This window comes from Streptomyces sp. NPDC057474 (genome assembly GCF_042802555.1).
In the GTDB taxonomy this organism is placed as follows: Bacteria; Actinomycetota; Actinomycetes; order Streptomycetales; family Streptomycetaceae; genus Streptomyces.
The window spans coordinates 1-10,745 of the sequence record NZ_JBHVDX010000282.1 but is presented as its reverse complement, the minus strand read 5'-3'; the positions used below and the strand labels follow the sequence as shown (position 1 = coordinate 10,745).

Here is a 10,745-nt window from a genome sequence, read left to right as displayed (position 1 = left end):
GGCCGGTGGGGGCCGGCCCGCGGGTTCACGCGGCGGAGCCGCACATGTCACAGCCCCACGCTCCTTACGGGGCGCGGGGACACACCGCCGACATTCCACGGGGCCTGCACACCGCCTGGCGGTGTGCAGGCCCCGACGGGCGTCCTGAGTCAGAGGCTCTCGGCCACCACAGGGTTGCGCAGAACGCCGATGCCCTCGATCTCCACCTCGACCACGTCTCCGGGACGGATCGGCCCGACGCCGGACGGCGTGCCCGTCATGATCGCGTCTCCGGGCAGCAGCGTCAGGTAGCGGCTGAGGTAGCTGACGATGTCGGGAACGGCGAGCAGCAGGTCGGCCGTGCTCGCCGACTGCGTGACGGCGCCGTTCACACGGGTCGTCAGAGCCAGCGCCGAGGGGTCGAGTTCGGTCGCGACGACCGGTCCGAGGGGAGCGAAGGTGTCCTGCCCCTTACCGATCAGAAGGGTGCCGAAGGCGCTTTCCCGGCGCTGGATGATGCGGTCGCTGACGTCATTGCCGCACGTATAGCCGAGGATGTACTCGTGGGCCTCCGAGGGCTTCACATGACGGGCTTCCTTTCCGATGACGACGACCAACTCGCCTTCGAAATGGATCAGTTCACCATCCGCCGGATAGACGATGGCGTCATCCGGGCCTATCACCGCGGTACTTGGCTTCATAAAGCACACGGGCACTTCCGGGACCTCACGATCGGTCTCGTCGATGTGTGAGGCGTAGTTGTAGGCGAAACCGAAGATTCGGGGCCGCTCGAGCGGCGGGAGAATGGCTACGTCGCCGATTTCGTCGACATGCCCGGTGGGGGACAGCCCGGTGAAGGGATCCCCCTCGAATCTCGCGATCCCGACGTCACCGGATACGAGTTCTCCGTAGTGACGCACGCCGCCGACGGCATACCTGATGATCCGCACGGAAACCTCCGCAGCTAGGCAGCCGCAGACGGCTGCACGACCCATCCAGCAATGCTAACGTTAGCACGCGAAGGACGATCAACCCCGCGACCCCTTCCACTTGACTGCGGAGCGCAACACAAGCGCTATCGTTGGCACACGGAAAGTGACGGCACGGGATCAGTCAGCTCGAGGGGGCTCTTACGTGATCACGACCAAAGACATCGCGGAACGCCTCGGAGTCTCCGTCTCTACGGTCGGCCGGGCGCTCGCCGACGATTCCCGCATCAGCGAGGAGACCAAGTTCAAGGTCCGCCAGGCCGCTTCCGAGATGGGGTACGTCGGCAACCGCGCGGCCCGGATGATGCGCGGCGCGTCCAGCAACGTGGTCGCGCTGGTGATCCCGGACATCCGCAACAGCTTCTACTCGACCATCGCGCACGAGCTGTCCAAGAACATGGAGGCCGAGGGCTTCCAGCTGATGCTCGCGGAGACCGACGACGACCGGATGGTGGAGCTTCGCCATCTGCGGGAGCTGTCCGCGACCCGGGTGGCAGGCGTCATCATCGTGCCCACCGCGCGCCCGCACAGCGACTCGGTCAAGCTCCTGCGCACGGTGCCGCACCTGCAGCTGCTGCGCCGCCACCCCTCGCTCGGCTCCCAGTGGTTCGGAGTGGACGACCACGAGGCGCTGCGCCAGGCCACGGCCCACCTCGTAGCCCAGGGCCACACGCGTATCGCGTACATGGGCGGCCCCGAGGAACTGCCCACAGGCGCGGAGCGTCTGCGTGGCTTCCGCAGCGCCCTGCGCGAGGGCGGCCTGCCGGACGACGCCGGGCGCACGGAGCTGGGCCCACCCTCGTCCGTGGACCACGGCCGTCAGGCGGTACGCCGACTGCTGAAGGGCCGGGACGCTCCCACCGCGCTCGTTCTGGGATCGATCCAGCTCACCCGGGGAGTCCTCGAGGAACTGTCCGGGCAGGGCGTGAAAGTGCCCAGGGACCTGTCCGTGATCGGGTTCGGTGACGAGCCGGGGTTCTCCTGGTGGGGTCCCGGACTCACCACGATCGGTCTGCCGATCCAGGAGATGGCCACCGGCTGCGCGTTGTGGCTGATGCGCCGCCTGAAGACCAAGCCGGGCAACGACAGCCCGTACACGTCGGTCTCCCCAGGGTCGCTGATCCTGCGCGGCAGCACGGCACCCCCTGGCGGAAGGGTCTCGTCCAGGTCCCACTGACCGTGCGCCGCATCCGCACACGCGGAAGGCGCCCCGAGCACACCGCTCCGGGCGCCTTCGCGTGAACCCGCCAAATCGGCCGGCGGCAGTTCAGTACGCTCCGCCGCGCAGATGGCGCATGACGCGGGCGGTACGCACGAGTTCGTCGAGAACCTGTTCGGCCGCGGCCTCGTGGATCTTGCCGGGCCGGAAAGCGCCGTCCTCGACGAGTTCGTTGACGAACGGGATGCTCACGGTCGGACCGATCGGCAGCATCCTGAGGTTCGCCACGACCTGCTTGCCCATCTGCACCGCCCGGGTGCCCGCCGAGACACCTCCGTAGCTGACGAACGCGGCCGGCTTGTGCTGCCACTCCACGACGAGGTAGTCCCACGCGTTCTTCAACGGGGCGGGGAAGCCGCCGTTGTACTCGGGGGTGACGAAGACGAACGCGTCCGACGCCTCGACGATGCGGCTCCACTGGCGGGTGTGGCTCTTCGTGTACTGGCGCAGGGCGGGCGGATGCGGCTCGTCGAAGAAGGGAAGGGCGAGTTCCCACAGGTCGACGGTGTGCGACTCGAACTGGTCGCACTCCGCGGTCCGGGTGGTGAACCAGTCCGCGACGGACCTTCCCACACGCCCGGGACGCGTACTGGCCACCACAGTGGTGAGTGTCATCGGCGCCACGGAGGGCTCGGCTGCCATATCGGGCTCACTTTCCTTTCGGCCGCGCCCCGGCCCGGCGGGCCCGCGCTTCCTGTGCTGTCCGTCCGTGCAGGAAGCGCGGGCCCGCCGGAGACCTTGCCGGAGCAGGATCGTGCGAACGATAGCATTCACTTCCAGACAGACCAAGAGGTCAGAGTCGCGCGGCAGACCGACAGGATTGGAGCACCATCCGCCTCTTGACATCACCGCCGACAGTTCGCACGATTGCGCTATCGTTAGCACGACGACGAAAAGAGCAGTACGACCCTTCGCTCGCTCGCCGCGCCCTCGTATCGAACCGGGTGCCGCCGCCCCCTCGGGGCCCACCCGCGCGCGTTCATCAGCGATGACCTCCGTACGTCTTCGGCCGTGCTGACGTCCCACCCCCGAGGACAGGCAGATGACAGGCACGGGCATCCCGGCTGTCACCCGCATCGTCCGAACTCCGAACTCCGAAAGGTTGCACCGCCATGACAGATGCGCGGATCGCCAAGCTCCACGGCCGCAGAGTGTGGGATTCACGCGGTCGGCCGACCGTCGAGGTCGAGGTGCACCTCGCGGACGGCGCGGTCGGGCGGGCCATCGCGCCGGCGGGGGCTTCGACAGGTCAGGGCGAGGCGCTCGACCTGCGCGACGGCGGCAGCCGCTTCGGCGGGCTCGATGTCCAGGGCGCGGTGGGCTCGGTGAACGACGAGATCGCGCCCGCCCTCGCCGGCCGTGACGCGGGTGACCAGGAGGCCGTCGACCGGCTCCTGGTGGACCTCGACGGAACCCCCGACCGCGGCCGCCTCGGCGGCAACGCGATCGTGGCCACCTCCATGGCCGTCCTGCACGCCGCCGCCGCTTCGGCGGGCGTACCGCTGTGGAAGCACCTGGCGGGCGAACGCCCTGTCCGTATCCCGCTGCCGGAGATCCAGATCTTCGGTGGAGGCGCCCACGCGGACCGCCGGGTCGACGTACAGGACTTCATGGTGATGTGCCCGGCGGCGGACAGTTTCTCCGAGGCCCTGGACTGGACCGCGGAGATCTACCGGGCGGCCGGAAGTCTGATGCGCGCGGCGGGGAAGGCCCAGGGCGTGGCCGACGAGGGCGGCTTCTGGCCCGCCTTCGACTCCAACGAGGAGGCGCTGGAGATGCTGACCCGCGCCATCGGGGCCGCGGGCTTCGCTCCCTCGACCGAGGTGGGCATCTCGCTGGACGTCGCGGCGTCGCAGTTCGGCAGTGGCGGGCAGTACACCCTTGCCCTGGACGACCGCACTCTCGACACCGCGGCGCTGATCGACATGCTGGGCGGCTGGATCGAGCAGTATCCGATCCTGTCCATCGAGGACCCGGTGGGCGAGGACGACCACGACGGCATGCTGGAGTTCACCCGGCGCTACGGCCGGCGCTGCCAGGTGATCGGCGACGACTACCTGGTCACGAACGCCAAGCGCGTGGAGGCCGCGGCAAGCGGCGGCGCGGTGAACGCCGTCCTCGTCAAACCGAACCAGGCCGGTACGGTAACGGAGGCGTTCCAGGCTTTGCGGGCCGGAAAGGAAGCCGGCTTCGGCACGATCGTCTCGGCGCGTTCCGGCGAGACCGAGGACATCACCATCGCACATCTGAGCGTCGGCTGGGACGCGGGCCAGCTGAAGGTGGGTTCGTTCACCCGCTCCGAGCGCATGGCCAAGTGGAACGAGGTTCTGCGCATCGAGGAGTCCCTCGGTGAATCCGCGGAATTCAGCGGATGGTCCGCCTTCACATTCGCCGGATCCGATGCCTTTACGGCCGAGCCATAGAGCCGAGGCGCTTACAGCCAAGCCGAAAAACGGCCGCGAGACACTACGTATCACAGTCAGCGAAAATCCAGAGCCGATCCGAGCACGGAGACCAGCATGCTGCCACCCGTCAATCTGCGCCCGAGTTTCAACATCACCCGCTCGAGCCATGTGCGGCTCACCGTGGCCGATCTGGCCGAGAGCCGGAACTTCTACGTGAACGTACTGGGACTCGTCGTCAGCGATGAGGACGAGCGCACCTGCTATCTCCGTGGACTGTCGGAAGCCTGCCACCACAGTCTCGTCCTGGAGCTGGACGAGGAGGGAGCGGGCTCCTGCGAGAGGATCGGTTTCCGGGTCTTCTTCGACGAGGACCTCGACATCGCGTACGACTGGTTCCGTGAGCGGGGACTGCCCGCCGAGTGGGTCGACGCCCCGTACCAGGGCCGCACCCTGCACGTCAGCGACCCCATCGGCACGCCGCTCGAACTCTGCGCGCACATGGAGACCCGGCCGAGGCTGCACATCGACTTCCAGCTCCACAAGGGCGCGCACGCGCAGCGGCTCGATCACTACCAGACCTTCGCGCCCGACACGTACGAGCTGTGCGCGTTCTACGGCGAACTCGGGTTCCGCAACTCCGAGTACCTGGCGCACGGCGACAAGCTGCTGGGTGCGTTCATGTACCGGAAGGGCACCTGCCTGGACCTGGCGATCGTGGAGAACACCGGCCCCGCGCTGCACCACTTCGCGTACACCGTCTCCGAGAGCCACGACATCTTCACCGCCTGCGACTTCGCGGGCATCCACGGCTATGGCGAGGGCGTGGAGCGTGGCCCCGGACGCCACGGTCCGGGCGGGATGCTCTTCGCCTACCTCCGCGACCCCGACGGGCACCGGGTGGAGGTCTTCAACAGCCACTACCAGACGATCGACACCGAGATCGAGCCGGTGCGCTGGGACGCGGGATCGCTGAGCACCAACGCCCGCTGGGGCCTGCCGGCGCTGGAGAAGTGGTACTTCGAGGCGTCGCCCTTCGTGGGGGTCAAGCAGATTCCGCCGGCCGAGCCGCCGAAGCCCATGTCGCTGGAGCGGTTCCTGCTCGAACAGTCCCGGTCCACCCACTGATCATTTCGCCCCGAGGAGACACCCATGGCACGCGTCCCCTATCTGCGCCGCGAGGACGCCGACGAGTCGCAGAAGCCCCTGTACGACCGGCTGGAAGCCGAACGCAAGGTCCCGACGGCCAACATCTTCCTCGCCCTGACCAACGCGCCGGCCCAGCTGGACGCCTTCCTCACCTACGCCAATTCGCTACGGGCCGCCGACCTCAGCCCCCGCTTGCGTGAACTGGCCATCCTGACCGTGGGATACGCCACCCGGTCGGCGTACGAGGTCGCGCACCACCAGTCGCACGGGCTCAAGGCCGGGCTCACCGAGGAACAGCTGGCGGCGGTGGCCGACTTCGAGTCGTCCGACCTGTTCGACGACACGGAGAAGGCGGTGATGCGCCTCGCCAAGGAGTCCACGCTCCAGGTCGACGTCTCCGAGGAGACGTGGCGTGCAGCCGCCGACCATCTGACGGACAAGCAGATGGTCGAACTGTCGTTGTCCATCGCCTGGTACAACTCCGGCGTCCGCATCATGGGATTGCTGGGCATCGACCTTGAGGACAACTACCCGAACCCTTTCCCCCGTTCGTAGGGAATTCTTGATATCTCCGCCCCCGGCCGCCCGGGACGGAGCAGTTCCAAGGAGTATTTCAATGGCGAAAATGCTCGCTGCACGACTGCACGCGCTCGGTGAGCCGATGTCGGTGGACACGATCGACGTGCCCACGCCGCGCCCGACCGACGTACTGGTGCGGGTGAAGGCGTGCGGGATCGTGCCGAACATGGCCAACGTGATCAACAACTGGCCCACCTGGTTCCCGCACCAGCCGTTGCCGAAGTTGCCCGCCATCTTCGGCCTGGACGCCGCCGGTGTGGTCGAGTCGGTCGGCGAGGCGGTGCTGCACACCAAGCCCGGTGACCGGGTATACGTCAATCCCTTGCGTTCCTGCGGCAGTTGCCAGGTGTGCCGGGGCGGTGAACTGAGCCGGTGCCGCTACTTCACGTTGAACGGCTATTTCAGCACCTCCCGTGACGGCCAGCGGATCTTCGACCTCTACCCCTACGGCGGGTTCGCGGAGTACATGACCGCCCCGCAGTACTCGATCGTCAACATCCCGGACACCATGACGTTCGAGCAGGCCGGCAAGCTGGGCTACATCGGCACGTCCTACGGAGCGCTCAAGAACGCCGCCGCCGGGCCCGGCCAGGTCGCGCTCGTCGACGGGGTCACGGGAACCCTCGGTGTCGCGTCCACCGTGCTCGCGCTGGCCTCCGGTGCCGCCCGGGTCCTCGGCACCGGCCGCAACGAGGAACTCCTCAAGCGCGTCAAGGAACTGGACCCCGAGCGGGTCGAGATCTTCCGGCTGGGTGACGGCTCCACCGGTGAGTGGGCGAAGTCCCGCACTGGTGGCGAGGGCGCGGACTACGTCATCAGCGCCCTGGGCGCCAAGGCTCCGGTGGAGACGATGCTCGACTCCATGCAGGGCGTTCGCAGGGGCGGCAAGGTGGTCAACGTCGGCGGCGTGGCCGACCGGCTGCCCGTGGACGTGAAGTGGCTCATGGACGAACAGGTCCAGCTGATCGGCTCCAACTGGTTCAGCACCGCGCAGGGCCAGGAACTCGCCGACATGGTGGCCACGGGCGCCCTGGACCTGTCCTACCTGCAGGCCAAGCCCTTCCCCCTGTCCAGGGTCAACGAGGCGATCTCGGGCCTGGAGGACCGCGACGGCGGATTCAGCAACTACGTCGTCATCCCCTGAACCGGGGGCACACCGTACTCACCCCGCGGCGGTCCTGTTCTGCCCTGACGCCGCCGCGGGGTGTCCCGACCCACCGGCCGTACACTCGGCCGGTGCACACCTGAGCACACGCCCAGCAGGACGGAGGAGCCGGTGGAACTGCGCTGGCTGGAGTCGTTCGTCACCGTCGCGGAGGAGCTGCACTTCGCACGGGCGTCGAACCGTCTGCATCTCGCTCCGTCGGCACTCAGCGCCCAGATCAGGGCGCTGGAGTCGCACCTGGGCGTCCGACTGATCGACCGCGGACGACGCACCCGCCCGGCGCTGACCAGCGCCGGGCAGCTGTTCCTCGAAGAGGCACGGCTGACCCTCGCCCAGGCCGCGCGAGCCGAGGCCGTGGGCCGGCGTGCCGGTCGCGGGGAGCTGGGGCACGCCCAGATCGCGTACGTCGCCTCGGCCGCGTTCTCCGGAGTACTGACCGACGTCCTCACCCGCTGCGCGGCCCCCGGCACGCAGCTCACCCTGCAGGTACGCGAGTTGGAGACACCGGCGCAGCTGGAAGCGCTGGCCTGCGGGGACATCGACGTCGGGTTCCTGCGCTGGAGGCCGGAGTACCCGACCGAAGTCACCGCCACCTGTCTCCTCACCGAGGAGGTCGTCCTGGCGCTGCCGGCCGACGCGCCGCTGGCAGCGTACGAGGCGGTACCGGCGGCGAAACTGCGCGACGAGCAGTTCGTGGCCCCGCACTTCGACGAGGAGTACGGCTGCCGGGACCAGATCCTGGAGGTGGCGGAGCGGGGCGGTTTCAGCCCGCGGTGCGCTCCCCCGGTACGGGACTTCATCGCGGCTCTGACACTGGTGGGCGGCGGTCTCGCGGTGGCCCTGGTCCCGGATTCGCTGCGCCGCGTGCAGATCCCGGGGGTGGCCTACCGCCCGCTGGCGGATGTACCGCTGACCACCCGGCTGGTGGGCGCCTACCGCCGAGGCGAGACCTCGCCTGCCGTGCGCGGCGTGATCCGCCGCCTGCGGGAGGTGGCTGCCGCCGCGGTCGCCACCGGCTGAAGCAACGGTGCGCGCCGGTGCGGTCGTCTCTGCCACCCGGTCGTGTCGGTCCGGTCGTGTCCGTCCGGTCGTCTCGGTCCGGTCGTCTCGGTCCGGTCGTCTCGGTCCGGTCGTCTCGGTCCGGTCGTCTCGGTCCGGTCGTCTCGGTCCGCTCCCCATGACTGCCTCCTCGTGCTCGCCTCTCCAGCCGTCGGCACCGGCTTTGGTTCTCGTCGGCGTAGCTCCGCGTTGCACCGCCGAACGATAACGAACCAACGCATCTTTGTACGCGGAAAACGCACCGTCTGAGCAGGTCAGAGTGGGTGTGACCGGCCTAGGCTCAACACGGCACCACAGAGCGTGGCGGCGTCCGTTGCTGCCGCCGGACGAAGAAGGACAGGGGAGTAACGCATGACATCGATCAAGCACGTGGGCGTCGTCGGCGCCGGGCAGATGGGCCGGGGCATCACCGAGGTCTGCGCCCGGGCCGGGCTGCGCGTCACCTTGTGCGACGTGACCGAGGACAGGGCCCGTGCTGGTCTGGCCGGCGTGGCCGACTCCCTGCTCAAGGCGGAGAAGCGCGGCGCCACCACCTCGGAAGGCCGCGCCCATGCGCTGGCCGGGGTATCGGTCACCGGGGATCTCTCCCGCCTGTCCGGCTCGGACCTGGTGATCGAGGCGGCCGTAGAGGACGAGCAGGCCAAGACGGCGCTCTTCCGGCAGCTCGACGAGGTGGTAAGCAACCCTGCCGCCGTGCTGGCCAGCAACACCTCCTCGATCCCCATCGCCCGGCTCGCGGCCGCGACGCGGCGCCCGGAGTCGGTGGTCGGCCTGCACTTCTTCAACCCTGTCCCCGTCATGCCGCTGGTCGAGGTGATCCCCTCGCTGCACACCTCGAAGGCCACGGAACTGCGTGTACGGGCCTTCGCCGACGAGACCCTGGGCAAGAAGACCATCGTCACGCAGGACCGCGCCGGCTTCGTGGTCAATTCCCTCCTGGTCCCCTATCTGTTGGCGGCCGTACGGATGGTCAGCTCCGGCACGGCGACGCCCGAGGACATCGACACAGGGATGACCGCCGGTTGCGCCCACCCCATGGGCCCACTGCGCCTCGCCGACCTCATCGGCCTCGACACCGTGGCGGCGATTGGCGAGGCGCTGTACGAGGAGTACCGCGAACCGCTGTACGCCCCTCCCCCGTTGCTGCGCCGCATGGTCGAGTCGGGTTTGCTGGGCCGTAAGTCGGGCCAGGGGTTCTTCAACTACCAGGCGGCCTGAGGGCCGAGAAGGGCTGAGGGTACCGTGATGGTTCACCGGGTCGCGGCTCGCGGTAGTGGGTGCCGGGCCACGGCTGCCCGCGCCCGCGAAACGCGAACGCGCGACACCCCGACGTGTAGGCCGCCCAGCGCGACGTGCGCGCCCGCATCCGCAGCGAGAAAGGCACTCGCTGGGGGCGGACGCACCCTCGCCGACGCGGCCTGACGCCGCCCCGGCGCTAGTTGAAGGTCTCGGCTGCCTTGGTCATCGGCCCTCCTGCGTCGCCGGTGTTGACCGTTCCAGCCGGTTCGAACAGCAGGATGGCCGTTTCTTCTTCCGCCACAGGGCAGTGTTCGACACCGCGGGGAACCACGAACAACTCGCCGGGTCCCAGCACCACATCGCCGTCCCTGAGCTGGATGGTCAGCCGCCCGCTGATGACCAGGAAGAGTTCATCGGTGTTCTCGTGGCTGTGCCAGACGAACTCCCCCTTCAGCTTGGCCAGCTTGACCTCGTAGTCGTTGAGCTCTGCCACCTTCTTCTGCGACCACAACTCGCTGAACTGCGCGAGCTTGTCGGCGAGGTTGACGGGAACAGGAAACGTGGACATGCGGCATTCCTTCCTCAAGGCCGGTAGCCCCGGAGGCTTCTGCCTCCAGCTGTCCGACCGGCGTCACGAGCCTGCCGCCCTCGGGCTCCGCTGGTCTTGTACGTTCCTAGCAAGACCGCAGCCCCCGCATGTCCGTCAGCGCCGCGGGCCGTCAGCGCCTGGGGCCGTCAGTCCCGGGGATCGCAGAAATCTTCCACACGCACCGGCCCCACCAAGGCTGCCTCTCGGCCCCTCGGCGTATCGCATGCTGTCCTCCCCCACAGCCGAAGCCGGAGAGCCCCGACTTCAGGACCGGCGTCGATCCCGGAGTTGCTGCGGGTGAGCGCTCGCAGCAGGCGTGTCATTGAATGCCCCGCAGGGGCGGCCGACGGCCGCCCCTGCGTAGAGCCCTCCAGCG

At 68.5% G+C, this 10,745-nt stretch carries 10 protein-coding genes; 7 read left to right on the top strand and 3 right to left on the bottom strand.

The features are described 5' to 3' along the window. Positions 1–149 precede the first annotated feature (149 nt). Positions 150–929 (bottom strand): fumarylacetoacetate hydrolase family protein, encoded by a 780-nt coding sequence (locus ACFU53_RS42690; RefSeq protein WP_384005173.1) that lies wholly within the window; start codon positions 927–929, stop codon positions 150–152. A gap of 184 nt (positions 930–1,113) precedes the next feature. On the opposite strand from ACFU53_RS42690, the gene ACFU53_RS42685 reads away from it, so the two are divergent. Then, positions 1,114–2,145: a LacI family DNA-binding transcriptional regulator gene (locus tag ACFU53_RS42685; RefSeq protein WP_384005172.1), complete on the top strand. Its 1,032-nt coding sequence runs from the start codon at positions 1,114–1,116 to the stop codon at positions 2,143–2,145. A 90-nt stretch (positions 2,146–2,235) separates the two neighbouring features. Here the strand turns inward: ACFU53_RS42685 and ACFU53_RS42680 are convergent, their stop codons facing one another. Continuing rightward, positions 2,236–2,829, bottom strand: coding sequence for an NADPH-dependent FMN reductase (locus ACFU53_RS42680; RefSeq protein WP_384005171.1), 594 nt, complete (start codon positions 2,827–2,829; stop codon positions 2,236–2,238). Positions 2,830–3,299: 470 nt separating this feature from the next. Between ACFU53_RS42680 and eno the strand changes: the two genes are divergently transcribed. The 6 genes from eno (at position 3,300) to ACFU53_RS42650 (ending at position 9,759) form a co-directional block, all read left to right on the top strand. Beyond that, on the top strand, positions 3,300–4,610 hold the full coding sequence (eno, locus tag ACFU53_RS42675) for a phosphopyruvate hydratase (protein ID WP_384005170.1): 1,311 nt from the start codon (positions 3,300–3,302) through the stop codon (positions 4,608–4,610). A 96-nt stretch (positions 4,611–4,706) separates the two neighbouring features. Next, a complete protein-coding gene (locus tag ACFU53_RS42670) occupies positions 4,707–5,717 on the top strand; it encodes a VOC family protein (protein ID WP_384005169.1) in 1,011 nt (336 codons plus the stop codon). 24 nt (positions 5,718–5,741) lie between these two features. Then, positions 5,742–6,293 (top strand): carboxymuconolactone decarboxylase family protein, encoded by a 552-nt coding sequence (locus ACFU53_RS42665; protein ID WP_384005168.1) that lies wholly within the window; start codon positions 5,742–5,744, stop codon positions 6,291–6,293. A gap of 70 nt (positions 6,294–6,363) precedes the next feature. After that, positions 6,364–7,461 (top strand): alcohol dehydrogenase catalytic domain-containing protein, encoded by a 1,098-nt coding sequence (locus ACFU53_RS42660; RefSeq protein ID WP_384005167.1) that lies wholly within the window; start codon positions 6,364–6,366, stop codon positions 7,459–7,461. A gap of 132 nt (positions 7,462–7,593) precedes the next feature. Next, positions 7,594–8,502, top strand: a complete 909-nt coding sequence (locus tag ACFU53_RS42655) for a LysR substrate-binding domain-containing protein (protein WP_384005166.1) — start codon at positions 7,594–7,596, stop codon at positions 8,500–8,502. Between the two features lie 390 nt (positions 8,503–8,892). Beyond that, positions 8,893–9,759 (top strand): 3-hydroxybutyryl-CoA dehydrogenase, encoded by an 867-nt coding sequence (locus ACFU53_RS42650; protein WP_384005165.1) that lies wholly within the window; start codon positions 8,893–8,895, stop codon positions 9,757–9,759. Between the two features lie 217 nt (positions 9,760–9,976). On the opposite strand, the gene ACFU53_RS42645 is transcribed toward ACFU53_RS42650, so the two are convergent. Then, a complete protein-coding gene (locus ACFU53_RS42645) occupies positions 9,977–10,348 on the bottom strand; it encodes a cupin domain-containing protein (protein ID WP_384005164.1) in 372 nt (123 codons plus the stop codon). Between the last annotated feature and the right edge of the window lie 397 nt (positions 10,349–10,745).

Bases quoted from the DNA above. Each gene is read 5' to 3' on its own strand.
- ACFU53_RS42665 (WP_384005168.1), top strand. From the start codon at position 5,742: ATGGCACGCGTCCCCTATCTGCGCCGCGAGGACGCCGACGAGTCGCAG.
- ACFU53_RS42645 (WP_384005164.1), bottom strand. From the start codon at position 10,348: ATGTCCACGTTTCCTGTTCCCGTCAACCTCGCCGACAAGCTCGCGCAG.
- ACFU53_RS42650 (WP_384005165.1), top strand. From the start codon at position 8,893: ATGACATCGATCAAGCACGTGGGCGTCGTCGGCGCCGGGCAGATGGGC.
- eno (WP_384005170.1), top strand. From the start codon at position 3,300: ATGACAGATGCGCGGATCGCCAAGCTCCACGGCCGCAGAGTGTGGGAT.
- ACFU53_RS42680 (WP_384005171.1), bottom strand. From the start codon at position 2,829: ATGGCAGCCGAGCCCTCCGTGGCGCCGATGACACTCACCACTGTGGTG.
- ACFU53_RS42660 (WP_384005167.1), top strand. From the start codon at position 6,364: ATGCTCGCTGCACGACTGCACGCGCTCGGTGAGCCGATGTCGGTGGAC.
- ACFU53_RS42670 (WP_384005169.1), top strand. From the start codon at position 4,707: ATGCTGCCACCCGTCAATCTGCGCCCGAGTTTCAACATCACCCGCTCG.